The following is an 18,539-nucleotide window of genomic DNA, read 5'->3' as shown; positions in this document are numbered from 1 at the left end:
AGAGATCATGACGCAAACATTTATAACATCATTGGTAACGCTTATCTTGATGGAGCCTATAGTTTGGATGATACACAAATATGTGATGCACGGTTTTTTATGGATTCTACACAAAGACCATCATCAAAAGTATCCTAAAAAGGGACTTGAGAAAAACGATCTTTTCGTCTTATTCTTCGCTTTGGTTAGCATAGCTTTTATATATTCTGGCGTGATCGGCAAAAATCAGATAACTTTAGGGATCGGAATTGGAATGACTGCTTATGGAGTATTGTATTTCTTAATGCATGATGTTTTATCGCATCAAAGAATAAAACTTTTCAAAAAGGTAAAAAATCCATATTTTTTAGCGGTAGTCAGGGCACACAAACAGCATCATAAAAATCTTGAAAAAGATAACGCTGAATGTTTTGGCTTTGTATATTTATTTCCAATTAAATACTACAAATCGGCATTTAAAGATAGAAAAAACAAAATATGAAAACGGCGTATCTATTAGTTGATTTATTATCGGTTATAATTCCACTTATAGCTGGCTTTCACCCCAAAATTAACTTATACAAGATTTTTCCATTTATGTTATTTAGTAATTTAATTGTGATGATGCCGTTCATAATTTGGGATCACATATTTGTGAAACTTGGGATATGGGGCTTTAACGAGAAATATATCTTGGGATATAAAATTTTTAACTTGCCGATTGAAGAATATCTTTTCTTTATATGCATACCGTTTGCTTGTATTTTCACCCACTTTGTTATTTGGGAAAGATTTAAAAAGGATATACAATCAGATCTATATTTACTCCCGCTTGGATTGATATTACTAATCTCACTTGTTTTTTCAATTCAATCTGGGATCTACACAAAAGTAATTGGAATCTTTACTTTAGCAAGCACATTTATAACATTTATATTATTTCGTTCAGATTTTGCTAAATTTATGCGAAAGTTTATAATCTCGTATTTTATTATTCTTGTTCCATTCGTGATCGTCAATGGAACTCTCACAGGCTCATATACCCCCGAACCTATTGTCTGGTATAATGATGGTCAGATACTTGGATATAGGTTTTTAAGGATACCTGTGGAAGACTTTTTATATACTTTTTCGTTGATCATTCTAAATATCGGCGTAACATATCTTTTGTTAAAGGCGAATAAAAATCTTAAGGCACAATTTCATATTTGATACCATTGCGGTTTACAAGTTTATTAAATACTTCATTAATTTCAGTTAACTTATACCTACCGCTAACAAGTTGAAGAAGTTCGTTTGAATTGTCATATAGAAATTCATAGGCCTTTTTAACATCTTTTGATGTGAAGTGAAAGATTCCTTTTATTGTGATCTGATCATAGTGAATTCTCGTTGCATCAAATTTTACTTTTGTTCCAGATGGACAACCTCCAAATAAAATTATTTGACCTCCTTTTGCGACAAGGTCAAGGCTTTTTTCCCAAACCTCAGGTTTTCCGGTGCATTCAATGACGGAATTTGCACCAATACCGTTTGTAATTTCATTCAATCTTTGTGTCAAATCAATTTCAGATGAATTTATAATTTCATCTGCGCCGAATCTTTTCGCAATCTCTAATCGTTCCGGATGTTTACCCGCAACGATCAAGTTTACATTGAAAAATTTTTTTATCGCAAGCGTAAACATCAATCCGATCGCCCCATCACCGATTATCAAAATTGTATCTTTTTCAAACAAATTTAAATTTCTTATTCCGTTCATAATACAGGAAATTGGTTCCAGAAAAGCTGATTGAGTGTATGAGAGTTCCTTAGGCTTAATAAACATATTTTTCTGAACTATCTTTGCTGGAACTTTGGCAAATTCTGAATATGCACCGAGAAAGATGTTGTTGACTAAACTAATGCACAGGTTTTCATCTCCTCGTTTACAATAATAACATTCGCCACAGGAAGCCGAATTTGCAAACATCACCTCGTCACCTTCTTTAAAATTTTTCACTCCCGAACCAACTCTATAAACAATTCCAGAACATTCATGCCCGAAGAGCATTGGGAAATTAAATTTCGGATATCCACGAAGATACATTTTCAAATCAGTTCCACAAGTAAGAGCTGATTTTACTTGTATTACTATTTCACCATCCGCTGGTTTTGGAATCTCAACCTGTTTTATCTCTATCTTGCCAATGTCAATTAGAAATGCGGTTAACATACTGGGCAAATTTATTTATTTAAACTTTAGCAAGTAGCAAAGCTGGTTTATATCTTTCCGACATAAATTCTTCACGGGCGAGATTCAAAAAATTAACAATGTTTTTCAAACCGATCTGCTCTGCGAGCTCAAACGGACCAGCTGGAAATCTAACAAGCCGAAAGGCAAGATTTATATCTTGAACGCTTGCAAGATCTTCCATCAAAGAATAATATCCTTCATTCACGATCATTGAGATCGTCAAGGCAAGCACAACTTTTTGAGATAAATTCAATTCATCTTTTTGGCTCAAAATTTTTTTACATATCGTATCAGCGAGGTTTAGAAACTTTTTACTGAATTTATAACTAATTTTTTCACGCTTTAAGAACTCCTGAATCTTCCTTTCTTTTCCAACATAGTAATAAAAACCAGCATTTGTTTTTCGCCCGAGCAAACCTGCCTCAACAAGACGCGCAAGGAAAGCAACTGGCTTAAACCTTTCCTCATAGTTAAATCGTTCGTATATTGATTTTGAAACGACATAATTCACATCAAGTCCAACATAATCAATTATTTCAAATGGTCCGAGTTCAAGACCGAAAAGTTTAAACGCTTGATCAATCTCTTCTATTCCAGCAAATCCAATTTCGTAAGCGCGCAACGGCTCAAGATAAAGGGGTCTTGATATTCTGTTAACTATGAAACCGGGCGAATCTTTCACAATTATTGGTGAATGTCCGATTTCCTTTAAGAAAGCGACTGTCTTTTCAACTACTTCATGTGAAGTATGTTGAGCTTTTACAACCTCTACAAGTTTTAAAACATATGGAGGATTGAAAAAATGAGTACCTATAACTCTGTATGGATTCTCAGTTGCAGAGGCGATTTTAGTAACAGACATTGAAGAAGTATTTGTTGCAAGTATAGTTGATGGCGGACATCTATCATCCAGTTCTTGAAAAATTTTCCGCTTGACATCAATATCTTCAATCACTGCCTCAAAGACTATATCTGCACTTATAAAATGTTTTAACTTAGTCGTAGGATGAATTTTAGTTAAAATGCTATGAAATTGTTCTTTCTTAATAGTTCCGACTTCAATTGCTTTTTGAAGATGACTTTTAATTCTCTCAAGCGCGTTTTGCAAAGTTTCATTTGATATATCAAAAAGTATCACATCATAGCCAGCTTGCGCCATTACTTGGGCGATCCCGCTCCCCATTCTTCCTGCTCCAACGACTCCAACAGTGTTCATTTTTTATTATTTTTTTGTTTTTAAATGAAGCTACCATCTGAAACTCTATATCTCCTTATTGCCTGAATTGTGCCTTTTTCAAATTCCTCATCTGGGTTTTCAACCACGATTTTTATTTTTGCAATTTTGATGTCTGCTTGTTCCGAACCCTCAAACTTTACATTTATTTTCACATTGTAATTTTGAATTTTCATCTCAATCCTGTCTGTTTTCTTATCGGATTTCACAAAATTTTTTCTGTTCACCATATCCCATGCTGTAAGAATTGCTTTCTCAAGTATTTCAAGCGTTTCAATTTTTGAGAGTCTTATCTCAAGAGTTGCTTCATCAATTTCAGAGAAGCCTGTTGACTTTACTATAATCTCGCCAGTTGTATCTCTTTTCATTGAAACTTTGTATAAAATTTTAGGCTCTTCAGGATAATAACTTCTGCTATCAAAGGATTTTCTTTTCTTGACCTTCGGGGCAACCTCAACAGCTTTGTCAATCCCTTCACGAGCGAATTTAAGAGCCTCCTTTACACCAGCGAATGTCTCAAAACTTGAGAATGATAAAGCTATAAGAAACGCCAAAAATTTAATCTGTAATTGAAGATTCATATTCTTCCTTGAATTTTTTAACAGCATTGAAAATAGTTCTCGCAATTTTCCACTGATTCGTTTCGCTTCGGAGATATTTTTCTTCCTCTGGGTTTGATAAATAAGCCATCTCAACTAAAACACTTGGCATTGAAGCACCAACAAGAACATAAAACCCAGCCTGATTAACCCCATTGACCTTTATATCAAGTGTTCTTTTTGCTTCAATGCTTAAAATTTCAGCAAACCTTTCGCTGTTTTTGACATAAACATTGTGAGCCATAGCAGTTAAAATATAACTTTCATCTGTTAAATGTTTATATCTTTCTTCATAGTTTTCTTCAAGCTTTATAACTGCGTTTTCTCTCTCAGCGATCCTGATTGCATCTTCGGTTTTACCTGGTCTTAAAATGTAAACCTCAAATCCATTTGCACCATGTGGTTTATATGGCATTGAATTACAATGCAAACTTATGAAAAGTTTCCCACCATTTGAATTTGCAATTTGACCGCGCTTGTATAACTCAACGAATTCATCGCTTTCCCTTGTCATTATAACTTTTAGACCCGAATTTTCAAGCAGTGTCCTCAATTTTCTTGCAACGCCAAGAGTTATATCCTTCTCATAAGTCCCGTAAACACCGATAGCCCCCGGATCTTTACCACCATGCCCCGGATCAATCACGACAACATCAAGTAGAAATTTTCTCTTCACATCTTCAAGATTTGAGGTCTTTTCATCTGTGTAAAGTGCTATTAAAATATCTGTCCCGTCTTTATTAGGAACAACCTCATAATGTTTTATTCTTGGCTTTAGCTTGAAAGACAATTGAACTGATTGAGAATAAGGTATGATTTCAACATCACTAAAAAGTTCTGAAAAAGATACCTTTTTCAATTCTGATATATCAACGCTGGCATTCACAATTGTTATATAAAGCCAATTGTTCCTACCGAGCCATACTTCGTAATCTGTAATTTTTCTCGCTGTTAAGATTCTCAAGAGATAACCATTGCTTCTTTTATCAAACTCTACCCTATAAACATCAAATTTTGGCAATTTTACATCAGCTGGTGTCGGTATTGAGACAATTATTGAATTGCTCTTTTCGTCAAATTTAAAGTTATATGGAAAGTATCGGGAAAAGATCTCTGAAAAATACTTAACAGGAACATAAATTTTCCCCGCACCTGAAATGACCTCAAGAGGAAGTTGAAAAACTCTTGTCTCATTTTCGGAAGACACAACGATATACGGATTCTCAGATGTAAGCTTAAAGGTGTAATTAGAGACCTTAAATGTAAGCCGGTTGTTTATCGTATCGGAGTTAAAATCTATTTTTAAGAGGTTTAAAAGATCTGGCAAAGAAATATAAAGAGTTTTAGCTTCGCGAAAGGCAGGTATTAGCTCTGTCTTGTCGTTTATTTTAACCTTGAAAACATCTGCATTTGAAATTCCGGAAAGCAAAAATAACAAAGCAAGGTATCCAATTAATGCTTTAACGAACATTTCAAAATTTTGTTTTCTTTTTTTCAGCGTCACCCTCTCATTAACTTAATTGATTAATTTCAACTAACCATTCCGATAAATATGTCAACGCCTCACAACGAACGATGAAAACCCCAATACAAAAAGAGGAATAACCATATCACATAGAGCATCATTTTTAAATAAATTTATCAAAACCCTTAACAAATGTCAAAGATTCGCTTTTTCAAATAAAGCGGCAAATTAGCGAGATTCTCTAAATAACAGATTAGATTCAAAGTCCCGTTAACTTATGAATTTTTTCAACTCTTCGTTCGTGCCTTCCACCTTCAAACTCAGTTTCAAGCCAGACCTTAGTGATCTCCTTAGCAAGTTCCCACGGTATAAGCCTTGCCCCAAATGTTAAGACATTTGCGTCATTATGCTGTCTTGAGAGTTTTGCTTCTTCAACAGAACAACAGTTAGCAGCTCTTACACCTTTGACTTTGTTTGCGACTATAGAAACTCCGATACCCGTTCCACACACAAATATACCTCTTTCACATTCACCATTTCCAACTGCCTTCGCAGCTGGATATGCGAAATCAGGATAATCACTTGAATCAGGTGAAAAACAGCCAAAATCTATAGGTTCATATCCGAGTTCCCTTAACAGTTCTTTCAGTTTTTCTTTATACTCAAATCCAGCGTGATCACTTGCGATTGCTATTTTCATAGAGGGAAACCTTTATTTTGAAAATAAAAACGCAGGCAAACGCCTGCGGGAGAAACGAAAACATACTGTTAACTTATTTAAACCATTGCTAAATCATATTTTATATGGAACTGTTATACTCTCACCTATCCAATCATAACATCCACCTGCTATTGGGATCTTGCCATCTTTTATTTTCCTCTTGTTGAAGAAATAATCTTCTTGAGTTGGAACGAGAGTTTCAAGATTTTTTATTCTTTGATTTGCTTCGTTTGCGACGCTTGGATCAACCCTTTTAGCAAGCTCATAATACTCAACTGCAAGTTGATAGACAAGTTTATCTGTGAATTCAATCTTTGTCCAATCCCCACCTTTTGTTGTTTTTATACACCTTGCAACGGTTGCTTCATAGATCTGAGCTATCTCAAGGTATGGTCTCCCCCAATTTTTGTCCTTGGCCATAGCTCTTCTTGCCCAAAGCCTAGCCTGTTCAAAGTTATCAAGCTCACGATAACAAACAGAAATGTTAAGTATAATTTCCTTCGCATCTGGATTTATTTTCAACGAACGATTATAAGCCTCAATCGCCTTTCTATATTCACCCACGCGTTGGTAACAATAACCGAGGCGATTCCAATATGTTTCGTTATCTGGGAATTTTTTTGTTAATTTTTCAAGATACGGGATTGCGCTTTTATAATCTTCAGCACGAATATAAAGATTTGCAATTGTCCATATAAGCTCGGTATTCTCTGGATCTACTTCAAGTCGCTTTTTGTTAAGTTCAATCAACTCAGCTATATCCTTAACAAGTGTCCTTAGCCTATCATTTGCTGTAACATTTTGCGGATCTTTATCAAGGACTTTGCGATATAGTTCAATTGCTTTTTCTCTATAATCTGGATTTTCCTCCATATGCTTTATATAAAGCACACCAAGACGATCAATATAATAAAACTCTGTATGTTCAAAATCCAATTCAATTCCCTTCTCATAAGCAACTATTGCTTCGTTATCTCTTCCTGTGTAATAATTCTCAAGAACATATCCTTTCCTCAAATAATACTCTGACGCATTTTCAGGATGATACTTTATTGCGTTATCGTAGATTATCAAAAGAGTATCTGCATACTTTTGCTTCAGGTCTTGAGGCGCCTCCTCATAGAATTTTAAATAAATTCTCTCCATTGCTTTATAAAGAGTTTTAAACCTCGTCGGCTGCATTTCCATAACTTTCCATCCGTACGGATACGCACTTACATAATCCCCCGTCTTGAAATATTCATAGAACAAAGACCAATTCTTCAAAACCTCAATTGAATCCTGCTTCGTTCCCTGTGCAAAAATTATCCCAGAAACAAGAAGCGAAAGCAAAACTATTTTTTTCATTTTTATTAATCCTCAAGCTTTTGTTTTACAAACCAAATTTCTCCAGTGTTAACTCCGATTGAAATTCTCAAAATTCTGTCTCTAACTATTTCAATTTTTCCTCTCACACCATACTCAACCGCCAAATTCAATCTGGTATCAAAACTTATAGGGAAACCAAAACCGACGCTAAAGAACAACTCATTTATTTGCTTCTCATCTATTTTAAAATATGTTTTGTTGTAAAAAATTCCAAATCTGTAAGAGGTTTTATTAAAAAATCCAGCAAAAACCTCCCTTGATGGCAAAACCTCAAGTCCAGCGCCAACCCTCAAAGCATCCGTTATCTCCTTTAACTGTTTGCCATTAATATGGAACTTTTTCCAGTTTTGATAATAAACATCACCAGAAAATTGAACTCTATCAGATATGAAGTAGCTTAGTCCAAACCCAACTCTATATGGTAGTTTTGAGCTTAATTCACTTGTTTCCGTAACATTTGAACTTCCTACAACAGGAACCATATATTCAATCGTCGTTAATCCTTTCAAATTGACAGGTGAAGAAAATATAAATCCAACAGTTACAGAATTCTTCCCTACCCCGAGACCATATGCAATTCCTGCGGTAAATCCCAACCCCCAATAACTCCTCTCACGCTTTATGTTTGAAAAAAAGAACTCTGAACTTCCAAAATCTGTATCCCATGAATTAATTATTGTCCCAAAGTAATACTCACCTCTTACTCCAATGCTCAACTTATTAAATGGTCTAAACGAAAGCCCGAAAATAAAACTTGAAATTCCACCTTCGCCTTTATACCATTGTGTAAAATATCTACTTTCAACAATTGAATCTTTTTTGATGCTGTAACTTACCTTGCTAAATGGCACCACGCCAGTTGCAAATGTTAAGCCATGTCTTTTCCACAGAGGAATTGCAAATAAAACACCGTCAAAATTCCCGCTCGTTAAAAAAGTATTTTTAAATTTATCTTGAATTGATGTACCTTCATAAAGATAACCTCCAGAAACTCTCACTCTTGCAATTTCGCTCCACAAAGCTGGATTGTATCGGTTTATATAAATCGGATCAAAAAGGGCGATTCCAAGACCACCAAGTCCAGCGGTTTTATCAACAGTTGAAAAGCGCAAAATACCTATGCCAAATCGTGAGTAAATAGAACCGTTTGCTATTGAGATTGAGTAAACAAAAAGAAAGAGAATTAAAAACTTAAATCTCATCTTGATTTAAATCCCAGGTTTTGTTGTGTAATAAATTTTCAATTTAGGTCGCTTAGTTTTATAATAAAAAACGAAACGATCAAAGTTATCTACTTCAGAAAAAGGTCTTATTAAAATTCCATTATTCGCCTCGCCATTTACCCAGCGCTGAACTGGAGTTGTGACTGGAATTGTATATTCAATCGTGTCAAGTTGATTCCTCAAGCCGAGATAATTACCTTCAAAACCACCAATTGATTTCTTGGCTAAATCAACATCAGTTATAAAACTAGCCAATAGCGAATCAACACCTCCACCATACTTCTTTCTTTCTTTCAGATATAAAACGACTTCAGCACGATTTACAATTATATTTTTGGGAAGATTTGAAATACCAAATTTCAAAATGCTTCTTATACCAACTCCTGCCTGCAAAACAATGTAGTTTGTATCAATTCTTTCATTTAACCTTGCTATATAGCCGTCGCTTCCGTAGAAAAATCTTATTGTATCTAGCTTATCCTGTTTTGGGATGACGATTTCAAGAGCAGGCGTGAAAAGCATCTCATCAAGTGAGTTAAATCCTCTGATTACACCAGAATTACGCGGCTTCAGGTAAAGCCCATAATTTTTCCCGTTAAGCCATTCCCTCACTACTCCTGTATCTATTTTAAAATAATTAACAGAATCAGGAACGCCCCTAAATTCACCTATAGCTCGCGCTTCATAGAGCGTATCATAATAGTTAGATAAAACTTTGTGAGCAGTAAAGTGAATTGGTATAGTGCTATCTCCGATGAAAAATTTTGATCTAAATAATCTTATTTGAGCCCATTCCATTTTAATGTCCTTAAGTGTATCAGGAATATCAAAACGAATTAATATACCACAGGAGATGTTATCGTAATTTCCAATGAGCAAAATGTTTGAAGTAGAATTTGATATAAATGTTTCAATGTTTTCTGCATAAATTTCTACGGAATCTTCATATACCCTAACATTAAAAAGTTCGTTTTCTGGTAAAAGCCCGAATCCGACATCATTTGGTTCCTTTGCGCATCCTGAGAGAAAAAAAGTAGTCATAAGTGAGAAAGATAATATTAATAAGTTTCGTTTCATTTTATTTTTCCAAAGCGTCTTTTTCATTCTCTTGAGATAAATTTTTGTTGTCATTTTCTAAACCGCCGTTGCCTTGAGTTATTATTTTTTTAACTATTTCCATTGCTTCCTTCAGATTTCTTGCGATAAAATCTGGTTCAAGGTTTTCGCTTTTACATTTTTCATATGCTTCCTTGCCATAGCCAGTTAAAACAAGGATCGTGGTCGCACCTGAAGATTTTCCAGCTAAAATATCGTAAAGTCTATCACCTATAACGAATGATCTTTTCAAATCAATGTTATGCTCCTGCGAGGCGCGCTTGAGCATTCCATTCTTAGGTTTTCTACATTCGCATTCAAGTTTATATTTTCCAGTCCCTTCGGTTGGATGATGAGGACAGTAATAATAAGCATCTACTTTTGCCCCTTTTTCAGCGAGCAACTCATCAAGTCGTTTGTGGATCTTGTGCAAATCGTCTTCCGTGAAATAACCTCGCGCAATTCCACTTTGATTTGTGCAAACGATAACCTTTAAACCAATCTCATTTGCCTCTTTTATTGCTTCGGCAGAACCATCTATGAGAACGAGTTGTTCTGGTGAAGATAAAAAATTTACATCTTCATTAATTGTCCCATCTCTATCAAGGAATACAGCGACATTTAAGTTTTTCATTTCGCTTTAACAGTTCGCGTCTTTTTTTGTTGTGCCATCAGTTTTTGATAAAGTTCAACATATTTTTTTGCGGACATCGTCCAAGAGAAATCTTTTGTCATTGCGTTTTTCATCAATTTCAACCATGCTTTTCGGTTTTTATAAACTGACAATGCTTTTTTTAACGCTTTCAATAGATCTTGACCTGAATATCTTTCAAATAAAAATCCAGTTCCTCGTCCTGTCTTTATATTGAACTCTTCAACTGTATCAGCAAGTCCTCCGGTTTTTCTGACTACTGGGATAGTTCCGTATCTTAAACTATACATCTGATTCAAACCACATGGTTCGTATTTTGATGGCATGAGAAATATATCAGCTCCTGCCTCAATAAGATGAGCAAGTTCTTCACTAAATCCTATATGAACTCCAACTTTTTTAGGATATTTCTTCTTTACCTTTTCAAGCATCTCTTCATAGCGTGGTTCTCCTGTGCCCAAGACAATATATTGAATGTTAAGTTTCATCATTTCATCAATCACTTCCTCAATTAGATCAAATCCTTTTTGATCAACGAGCCTTGAAATTTGCGCAACAACTGGAATTTCCTCATCATATTCAAGCCCGAAATGTTTCAAAAGAGCCTTTTTATTTTCATACTTCGTTTCTATCGTTTGAATGCTATACGGAACGGGAATATACTTGTCATTCTCAGGACTCCACACAGAATAATCAACACCATTTAAAATTCCATAAATATCTTTTTTCCTTTTTTTAAGCACTTCAGAAAGCCCTGCTCCGAATTCATCATCAGAAATTATTTCCTTCGCGTAAGTCGGGCTCACGGTGGTTATAACATCAGCATAAAGTATACCAGCTTTTAGAAAATTGAAATTTCCGTTGTGTTCTACCTGCGGTAGAATTTCATCTGGAAGCCCAGATTTGTAAAATGACTCCTTAGGGAAAACTCCTTGATATCCGATATTATGAATTGTCAAAACCGTTTTTATTCCTTTAAAAAATGGATCATCTTTGTAAATCGTTTTAAGATAAACTGGAACAAGTGCGGTTTGCCAGTCATTGCAGTGAATTACATCTGGTCTCCACCCTAACTTCTTGAGCGTTTCAATAACTCCCTTACAAAAAAATATGAATCTTTCGTCGTTATCTGGATAATCTTTTTTTGTTTTTGAATCAACATAAAGACCGTCACGACTGTAATAAAATTCATTTTCAAGGAAATATACTTGAACTTTAACTTTTTGTCCGACGATAAAAGAGGCCTTTGCGCTTCCTTTTTGAAGTTTATCTCCAACTGGGATATCCATATCTCTTAGGCGGACAATTTCATGTATTCCGAATTTTCTTTCGCTAATAAATCCATATTTAGGCATCATCGCTCTTATCTCATGACCAAGTTCTTTTATCGCTTGGGGAAGAGCAAAGGAAACATCGGCGAGCCCACCTGTTTTTGCAAATGGGACAATTTCACTGGAAAGAAAGAGGATATTGAGAGGTTGAGCCATCAAAAACTCCTCGTGAATTTTTTAGATTTTTCCACGAAGACACGAAAATTTTTTTAAAATTTAACAAAAAAAATCGTAATAAACAATTTGCCCCTAAACTGCGCCAAAGCTACAAATTTTATACCACAGGTTTATAAATAAAAAATCCCCTCCAAAAAAGATTGGAGGGGATTTGAACTTAAAAAATTTAGATTTAATCCTATTCCTCCTCAACTGCTTCCTTTTGCTTCTGGGCTTCAGCTATGATTTTGTCCGCAATTTCTTTTGGAACCTCCTCATAATGCGAAAATCTTGCGGTAAAAATCCCACGACCTTGCGTTAAGGACCTCAAAGCAGATGAATATCTGTAAAGCTCCTTCTGTGGAACATATGCTTTGACGACTTGATAGGCTCCCTCAGCAGTCATCCCTATTACCTTCCCTCTCCTGCTTGAAATATCACCTATCACACTTCCCATATACTCTTCTGGAACTTTAACTTCTACTTCATAAATCGGCTCGAGCAAAACTGGATTTGCATTCATAAAAGCTTTCTTAAAAGCCATTGACGCTGCGATTTGGAAAGCAAGGTCAGATGAATCAACAGGATGATAGGAACCATAATCAAGCGTAACTTTGACATCAATCACTGGATAACCTGCAAGGACACCTTTCGCCATTGTATCACGGACTCCCTTTTCAACGGCAGGAATATAGTTTCTTGGTACAACACCTCCAACTATTGCATCAACGAATTCAAATCCTCCACCTCTTGGTAAAGGTTCAAGGACAAGCCAAACATCTCCATATTGACCTCTTCCACCAGTTTGTCTTTTATATTTACCTTGTTCCCTTGCTTTACCTTTTATTGTTTCACGATATGGAATTTTGGGCTCACCCAATTCTACTTCAACTCCGTATTTCTCTTTTAATCGCTTCGCAATTATCATTAGATGAGTTTCCCCTTGCCCGCTGATTATCGTTTGCTGTAATTCATTATCAACTGTGAAGACAAATGTTGGATCTTCCTCGTGAAGCGAATGTAGTCCTGCTGCGATTTTTTCTTCCTCGCCCTTGTTCTTTGATATAATGGCAAATTGAATAACTGGTTCTGGGAATTTAATAGGTGGAATTACAACTGGAAATGTTTTTGTTGAAAGAGTGTCATTTGTGTGTGTATTTTTCAATTTAACAACTGCGCCGATATCTCCTGCATAAAACTTTTGGACTTCTTTCCTTTCTTTACCGTTCATCACATAAAGCTGGCTTAACCTTTCAATCGTGCCATTGCTTTGATTTACAAGATCAATTCCACGAGTAATTGTTCCTGAATAAACTTTGAAAAATGAAAATTCACCGACATGTGCTTCTGAAACTGTTTTAAAAACAAACAAAACTGGTTCGCCGGAAGGATTGTAATTTAAATTTATCGTTTGCGGTGTAGAATTTTTTAATATAGCTTCAACAGATTTTTTGTTTGGGCTTGGACAATAATCAACTATGAAATCAAGAATGGACTTTACTCCTATGTTATGATATGCATCAGCGCAGAAAATCGGGAAAATTTTTCTTTCAGCAAGAGCCTTCATAAAACCAATTTTCAATTCTTCATCCGTTAATCCACCATTCTCAAAAAACTTATTCAAAAGTTCTTCGTCTGTTTCAGCGATTGATTCTATTAGTTCTTCTCTTAATTTTTCCGCTTTTTCCTTTAAATTTTGCGGTATTTCTTCTTCGGTATAGTTTCCAGAAAGATCTTTTGAAAATTTCAAAACTTTCATTCTAACAAGGTCAACGATGGAATCAAAACCAGTTCCCTGATTTACAGGGAATTGAGCAACAATCGCTTCATGTCCAAATCTTTCCCGTATCTGATTGACTACATTATCAAAGTTTGAATGTTCGGCATCAAGCTTGTTAACAATGAAAATAACGCTGTTCCCAGTTTCTTTAGCTGACTCCCACGCTGTTTCAGTTCCTATTTCAACACCCTCAACGGATTTAACAAAAAGGAGAGCGGTATCACTTACCTTTAAACCACTTTTAACTTCACCAATAAAGTCAGCATAACCAGGCATATCAATAATGTTAATTTTAGTATCCTTCCACTCGCAATGCAAAAGGGACAAGTTGATTGAGACCTGTTGTGCAATTTCATCAGGATGGTAATCCGAAACGGTATTTCCTTCTTGAACTCTTCCAAGCCGAGTTGTTACCCCAGCGCTATAAAGGATTGCTTCTGCGAACGATGTTTTACCAGAACCCCCATGTCCAATTAATCCGATGTTTCTGATTTTTTCCGTCGTATATTCTTTCGCCACTTTATCTACCTCCTTATCTTTTTATGTTTTATGTCTTTAATCTTGCGATGACAGTGCGAATTGCCTTTATCAAAGCAAAAATTTTTGTTAAGCCGAATGGCAGACCTTCCGCAGATGAAGAACTATCTGGCGAGAAAATTCCGCGAAGCTTTTTGAAATAAGATTGAACTGATTCAGATAAGTTTTGGACGGTTTCAAATTGGGATTGAGCTTTTGAGGTCACATCCGCAAGCTGCTCTGAAATTTTTTTAAGATTCTCAAGAATCGTTGGTAATTTTGAATTAATTTCTTTAGTCGTCCGGTTTAAGTTTTCTATCAATGTTTTCAATTTGGCAAAGACAACAACAAGATAAATAAGGACAACAACTGCGCTTGCAAGTAATAAAGCAGTTAAGATTTGAATTAATATCTCCATGCCACCTTGTTGAAGTTATTTTTAAAAATAAAAAAGGCAAGACATAGTGTCTTGCCTTACCTGGATCTAACTTTTCTTTCTAGTTTCTTCTTTATAAGTTTCAACGCCTGACTTCACTGCTTCCTTTACTGTTTCAACTTTTTGTTTTGCAGTCGTAATTATTTCATCAATTTCTTTTTTAATCTTTTCAGCTTCTTCTTTCGCTTTTTCAATAATTTCCTCCGCTTTCGCTTTTGCTTCACCAAGATACTCTCCAGATTTTTCTTTAATCAAAGATCTCATTTCTTTACCGCTCTTCGGTGTAAATAACATAGCAAGTATCGCCCCAAGCGCACTCCCAGCGAGGAAACCAATTAAAAATCCTTTGAACATCCCTTCGTTATTATTTTGAGCCATCTCCAACCTCCAAAATTTTATTTTGTAAAAACTCAAAGATAAGATAAAAAGTATAGCATAAAAAATCAAGAACTGGCAAGTTTAAGTTGTGCCATAATATACAAGAAATCCCATATTTCCCCACCCTTCTTTACAGCCTGTTGAGATTTTATTAGAAAATCTTTAAATTTTGAAAAACTACCAACTATGTTCTTTCAATAGTAAAGATGACGAGAAAAAGCGGGAATAAAATACTTTAAAAGCAACAAAAATCGGAGCGAAACAATGGAAGAAAAAAACCTCAACTTGCCCGAAGACCTTTGCAATGAAATTGAAAACATCATCAAAACGGCAAACTTAACGCTTGAAGAGAAAATTAAATTATGGAACGATGTAGTTGAGTTTATCTCAAAATGGATTGAGATGAACATTGAACATCACGAAGGGGGATAAAATTAAAAAAGGGGCTCGAAATGAGCCCCTTTGTTATTAATCTTCATATTTGCCTTGCAAAAATTTCTCAACGAGATTCACATCTTCCTCGCTCCCTATGAAAAGCGGAGTTTTTTGATGTAAATTCGTTGGCTTTATATCAAGTATATTTTGAAAACCGTTGCTTGCTCTTCCACCAGCTTTTTCAACAACATAGGCAAGTGGTGCCGCTTCATAAATTAACCTTAACTTTCCTTCCGGATTTTTAGAATCGCCCGGATACATAAAGATACCACCATACAAAAGAGTACGATGAAAATCAGCAACAAGAGTCCCGACATACCTTAACTTGTAAGGTCTTCCAGTTGCTTTATCTTCAGCTTTAAGATAGTTGATCAATTTTTTCATATTCTCATCCCATCTTTCATAATATCCTTCGTTCACGCTGTAAATATCGCCCTTTTTCGGAATTTTGATGTTCTCGTGCGAAAGCAAAAATTCACCAATGCTTGGATCAAGCGTAAACCCGTGGACACCATTTCCAGTAGTGTAAACCAAAATAGTACTTGAACCATAAACTACATAACCAGCTGCGACGAGATTTCTCCCAGGTTGTAGTATATCCTCCTCTGTTCCTTTACCGCCAGAAGTCACGCGGCGGAAAATTCCAAATATAGAACCTATTGAAACATTTACATCAATATTTGAACTTCCATCAAGCGGATCAAAAACCAAAACATATTTACCCTTCGCAAGCTCTTCCGGTATTTCAATTAGCCCGCTTTCTTCGCTTGCCATAACACAAAGATGTCCCCCTTTTTGCATAACATTGATAAATATCTCATTCGCAAATTCATCAAGTTTTTGAACAACATCCCCCGAAATGTTAATTTTGCCCGTTGAACCGATGATATCAACAAGTCCTGCTTTTGAAACCTCGCGCCAGACAATTTTAGACGCTAGAGCAATATCCGTCAAAAGTTTTGAAAATTCTCCAGTTGCGCCGGGAACCTCATGTTCCCGCTCAATTATAAATCGTTCAATTGTAATAATTCTTTGCATGACTTAACCTCCTTTGATTTTTTTGTTATCAAAGCCATCTTTTTAAGATGGCTTACTTGGTTATCCCCGATACATTAACGAACTTCGTTTTTCTATCTTTATACTGCAATTGATAAAGACGATAATAAATTCCCTTCAAGGCAAGCAGCTCATCGTGAGTTCCGACCTCGCGAACCTCACCCTTGTGAAGAACAATTATTTTATCCGAATTTTGAATTGTTGATAATCTATGAGCAATGATTATTGCGGTTTTGTTCTCAAGTAATTTTTCAATTGCATTTTGAATTATCTTTTCTGTTTCAACATCTACGCTTGAGGTTGCCTCATCAAGTATTAAAATTTTCGGCTCATAAACCAAAGCCCTCACAAATGAAATAAGCTGTCTCTCGCCAACAGATAGATTTGCTCCTCTTTCTTGAACTGGCTCAAAATAACCATTCGGTAACCTTTCAATAAACTTGTCAGCCCCGATTAATTTAGCTGATTCAACAACTTTTTCAATAGGTATTTTTTCGTTTCCAAGTGTTATATTTGTCAAAATGTTTCCGGAAAATAACTGCACATCTTGCAAAACCACCGCTATATGTCTTCTTAATTCTCTTTCATCAACATTTTTTATATCTACCCCATCAATCAAAATTTGTCCTCTTTGAGGTTCGTAAAATTTGCATATTAAATTTATAATCGTGCTCTTACCAGCACCGGTGGATCCAACTATCGCGACCTTTTCACCAGCATTAATTTTAAAAGAAACATTTTTTAAAATCCACTCATCATCCGAAACCATCTCGCCGTCATCTCTATATGCAAACCATACATTTTTAAACTCAATATCGCCGTGAACTTTCTCAAGTTTTATTGGATCATCGGGTGGCTTTATAAAAACCTTGGTATCAAGAAGTTTAAAAATTCTCTCAGCTGAAGCCATCGCAGTTTGGAAGATGTTATACTTTTCGGATAAATCCCTTACAGGTCTGAAAAACATTTCTGTATATTGTAGAAAAGAAATCAACACACCAACTGTGACGGTTCCTTCCAAAACCTTACCCCCTCCATACCAAATTATAAGACCAACGCCAATTGCGCTTATTAATTCAACAGCCGGGAAGAAAACAGAATAATAAAAAATTGATCTTATATTTGCATCCCTGTATTTCGCATTTATGTTGTCAAATTTCTTAAACTCTTCCTGTTCCCTGTTGAAAACTTGAACGACGCTAACACCAGAAAAATGCTCCTGTAGAAACGCATTTATCCGAGCAATTAATGTCCTTACCTCTCTATATGCTTCTCTGGCCTTCTTTCTGAACAAGAAGGTAGCGTAAAAAAGCAATGGCAAGACGCTTAAAGTTACAACTGAAAGCTCAAAACTTAAGCTAAACATGAAATATAAAATTCCAATGATCGTAAATATATCCCCAAACACGAGAACGATACCAGATGAATACATTTCGTTCAAAGATTCAACATCGTTCGTGACTCTCGTTACAAGTCGTCCAGTGGGATTTTTATCAAAAAATCTCAGCGCAAGTCTTTGCAGGTGAGCGAAAATTTCCATTCTTAAATCAAAAATCGTTTTCTGACCTATCCATTCGGTTGTGTAGCTTAACAGATATTGTAAAATCCCCTGCAGAAACAAAATTCCAAGCAGAAGCAAAGCTAACTTGGTAAGCCCTTCATAATTTGATTTAAGGATATAATCATCTATTGCGAATTTGGTTATATATGGTCGCAATGGATTCAACACTGCAAGTATCAAGACGAGAAAAACAGCAAATATAACTTGTTTCCAATAAGGTTTAACATACTTTAGAAGTCGTTTCATCAATTTTGAATCATATGCCTTGCCAAGTATTTCATCATCTCTGAAATCGTGCATATGAAGGAAAATCTCATT

18 protein-coding genes are annotated in these 18,539 nt (G+C 35.4%); 3 read left to right on the top strand and 15 right to left on the bottom strand.

All coding sequences use genetic code 11. The annotated features are described in order from the left end of the window. Positions 1-7 precede the first annotated feature (7 nt). Both NZ923_03645 and NZ923_03640 read left to right on the top strand, forming a co-directional pair. Positions 8-481 carry a sterol desaturase family protein gene (locus NZ923_03645; GenBank protein ID MCS7229114.1) on the top strand — a complete coding sequence of 158 codons (474 nt, stop codon included), beginning with the start codon at positions 8-10 and terminating at the stop codon, positions 479-481. After that, complete coding sequence (locus tag NZ923_03640; protein ID MCS7229113.1) at positions 478-1,191, top strand: lycopene cyclase domain-containing protein; 714 nt, start codon at positions 478-480, stop codon at positions 1,189-1,191. The genes NZ923_03645 and NZ923_03640 overlap by 4 nt, the downstream gene beginning before the upstream one ends. Here NZ923_03640 and NZ923_03635 read toward each other — a convergent pair. The 13 genes from NZ923_03635 to NZ923_03575 form a co-directional block, all read right to left on the bottom strand. Continuing rightward, a complete protein-coding gene (locus tag NZ923_03635) occupies positions 1,169-2,194 on the bottom strand; it encodes a zinc-binding dehydrogenase (protein ID MCS7229112.1) in 1,026 nt (341 codons plus the stop codon). The two genes, NZ923_03640 and NZ923_03635, sit on opposite strands and share 23 nt — an antisense overlap. A gap of 19 nt (positions 2,195-2,213) precedes the next feature. Beyond that, positions 2,214-3,431: a 3-hydroxyacyl-CoA dehydrogenase gene (locus NZ923_03630; GenBank protein MCS7229111.1), complete on the bottom strand. Its 1,218-nt coding sequence runs from the start codon at positions 3,429-3,431 to the stop codon at positions 2,214-2,216. 20 nt (positions 3,432-3,451) lie between these two features. Next, on the bottom strand, positions 3,452-4,003 hold the full coding sequence (locus NZ923_03625; GenBank protein MCS7229110.1) for a hypothetical protein: 552 nt from the start codon (positions 4,001-4,003) through the stop codon (positions 3,452-3,454). A 4-nt stretch (positions 4,004-4,007) separates the two neighbouring features. Then, entirely contained in the window at positions 4,008-5,519 is a 1,512-nt protein-coding gene (locus NZ923_03620) for an N-acetylmuramoyl-L-alanine amidase (GenBank protein ID MCS7229109.1), read from the bottom strand. Between the two features lie 253 nt (positions 5,520-5,772). Then, positions 5,773-6,213, bottom strand: coding sequence for a ribose 5-phosphate isomerase B (gene rpiB / locus NZ923_03615; protein MCS7229108.1), 441 nt, complete (start codon positions 6,211-6,213; stop codon positions 5,773-5,775). 93 nt (positions 6,214-6,306) lie between these two features. After that, entirely contained in the window at positions 6,307-7,581 is a 1,275-nt protein-coding gene (locus tag NZ923_03610) for a tetratricopeptide repeat protein (protein MCS7229107.1), read from the bottom strand. A 5-nt stretch (positions 7,582-7,586) separates the two neighbouring features. Further along, on the bottom strand, positions 7,587-8,804 hold the full coding sequence (locus tag NZ923_03605; GenBank protein MCS7229106.1) for a hypothetical protein: 1,218 nt from the start codon (positions 8,802-8,804) through the stop codon (positions 7,587-7,589). Positions 8,805-8,810: 6 nt separating this feature from the next. Then, positions 8,811-9,956, bottom strand: coding sequence for a hypothetical protein (locus NZ923_03600; GenBank protein MCS7229105.1), 1,146 nt, complete (start codon positions 9,954-9,956; stop codon positions 8,811-8,813). Next, the gene (gmhB, locus tag NZ923_03595) at positions 9,904-10,554 is read right to left on the bottom strand and encodes a D-glycero-beta-D-manno-heptose 1,7-bisphosphate 7-phosphatase (GenBank protein ID MCS7229104.1); all 651 of its coding nucleotides are present in this window, start codon (positions 10,552-10,554) and stop codon (positions 9,904-9,906) included. The genes NZ923_03600 and gmhB overlap by 53 nt, the downstream gene beginning before the upstream one ends. Continuing rightward, positions 10,551-12,059, bottom strand: a complete 1,509-nt coding sequence (gene glgA, locus NZ923_03590) for a glycogen synthase GlgA (GenBank protein MCS7229103.1) — start codon at positions 12,057-12,059, stop codon at positions 10,551-10,553. The genes gmhB and glgA overlap by 4 nt, the downstream gene beginning before the upstream one ends. A gap of 199 nt (positions 12,060-12,258) precedes the next feature. Further along, a complete protein-coding gene (gene fusA / locus NZ923_03585; protein ID MCS7229102.1) occupies positions 12,259-14,358 on the bottom strand; it encodes an elongation factor G in 2,100 nt (699 codons plus the stop codon). Between the two features lie 28 nt (positions 14,359-14,386). After that, positions 14,387-14,773 carry a hypothetical protein gene (locus NZ923_03580; GenBank protein MCS7229101.1) on the bottom strand — a complete coding sequence of 129 codons (387 nt, stop codon included), beginning with the start codon at positions 14,771-14,773 and terminating at the stop codon, positions 14,387-14,389. Between the two features lie 66 nt (positions 14,774-14,839). Further along, positions 14,840-15,169, bottom strand: coding sequence for a YtxH domain-containing protein (locus tag NZ923_03575; protein ID MCS7229100.1), 330 nt, complete (start codon positions 15,167-15,169; stop codon positions 14,840-14,842). 264 nt (positions 15,170-15,433) lie between these two features. Here NZ923_03575 and NZ923_03570 point away from each other — a divergent pair, with 264 nt between their 5' ends. Next, positions 15,434-15,601 carry a hypothetical protein gene (locus tag NZ923_03570; protein ID MCS7229099.1) on the top strand — a complete coding sequence of 56 codons (168 nt, stop codon included), beginning with the start codon at positions 15,434-15,436 and terminating at the stop codon, positions 15,599-15,601. 36 nt (positions 15,602-15,637) lie between these two features. Here the strand turns inward: NZ923_03570 and fbp are convergent, their stop codons facing one another. Together fbp and NZ923_03560 are read right to left on the bottom strand one after the other, a co-directional pair. Continuing rightward, positions 15,638-16,642, bottom strand: coding sequence for a class 1 fructose-bisphosphatase (gene fbp / locus NZ923_03565; GenBank protein MCS7229098.1), 1,005 nt, complete (start codon positions 16,640-16,642; stop codon positions 15,638-15,640). A gap of 52 nt (positions 16,643-16,694) precedes the next feature. Beyond that, entirely contained in the window at positions 16,695-18,521 is a 1,827-nt protein-coding gene (locus tag NZ923_03560) for an ABC transporter ATP-binding protein/permease (protein ID MCS7229097.1), read from the bottom strand. Positions 18,522-18,539: the final 18 nt, after the last annotated feature.

This window comes from Candidatus Kryptonium sp. (genome assembly GCA_025060635.1).
Taxonomy (GTDB): Bacteria; Bacteroidota; Ignavibacteria; order Kryptoniales; family Kryptoniaceae; genus Kryptonium.
This window is presented reverse-complemented; position numbering and strand designations above follow the sequence as displayed.

Coding starts and splice junctions, on each gene's coding strand:
- NZ923_03645 (MCS7229114.1), top strand. CDS start 8: ATGACGCAAACATTTATAACATCATTGGTAACGCTTATCTTGATGGAG.
- NZ923_03640 (MCS7229113.1), top strand. CDS start 478: ATGAAAACGGCGTATCTATTAGTTGATTTATTATCGGTTATAATTCCA.
- NZ923_03635 (MCS7229112.1), bottom strand. CDS start 2,194: ATGTTAACCGCATTTCTAATTGACATTGGCAAGATAGAGATAAAACAG.
- NZ923_03630 (MCS7229111.1), bottom strand. CDS start 3,431: ATGAACACTGTTGGAGTCGTTGGAGCAGGAAGAATGGGGAGCGGGATC.
- NZ923_03620 (MCS7229109.1), bottom strand. CDS start 5,519: ATGTTCGTTAAAGCATTAATTGGATACCTTGCTTTGTTATTTTTGCTT.
- rpiB (MCS7229108.1), bottom strand. CDS start 6,213: ATGAAAATAGCAATCGCAAGTGATCACGCTGGATTTGAGTATAAAGAA.
- NZ923_03610 (MCS7229107.1), bottom strand. CDS start 7,581: ATGAAAAAAATAGTTTTGCTTTCGCTTCTTGTTTCTGGGATAATTTTT.
- NZ923_03605 (MCS7229106.1), bottom strand. CDS start 8,804: ATGAGATTTAAGTTTTTAATTCTCTTTCTTTTTGTTTACTCAATCTCA.
- NZ923_03600 (MCS7229105.1), bottom strand. CDS start 9,956: ATGACAACAAAAATTTATCTCAAGAGAATGAAAAAGACGCTTTGGAAA.
- gmhB (MCS7229104.1), bottom strand. CDS start 10,554: ATGAAAAACTTAAATGTCGCTGTATTCCTTGATAGAGATGGGACAATT.
- glgA (MCS7229103.1), bottom strand. CDS start 12,059: ATGGCTCAACCTCTCAATATCCTCTTTCTTTCCAGTGAAATTGTCCCA.
- NZ923_03580 (MCS7229101.1), bottom strand. CDS start 14,773: ATGGAGATATTAATTCAAATCTTAACTGCTTTATTACTTGCAAGCGCA.
- NZ923_03575 (MCS7229100.1), bottom strand. CDS start 15,169: ATGGCTCAAAATAATAACGAAGGGATGTTCAAAGGATTTTTAATTGGT.
- NZ923_03570 (MCS7229099.1), top strand. CDS start 15,434: ATGGAAGAAAAAAACCTCAACTTGCCCGAAGACCTTTGCAATGAAATT.
- fbp (MCS7229098.1), bottom strand. CDS start 16,642: ATGCAAAGAATTATTACAATTGAACGATTTATAATTGAGCGGGAACAT.
- NZ923_03560 (MCS7229097.1), bottom strand. CDS start 18,521: ATGCACGATTTCAGAGATGATGAAATACTTGGCAAGGCATATGATTCA.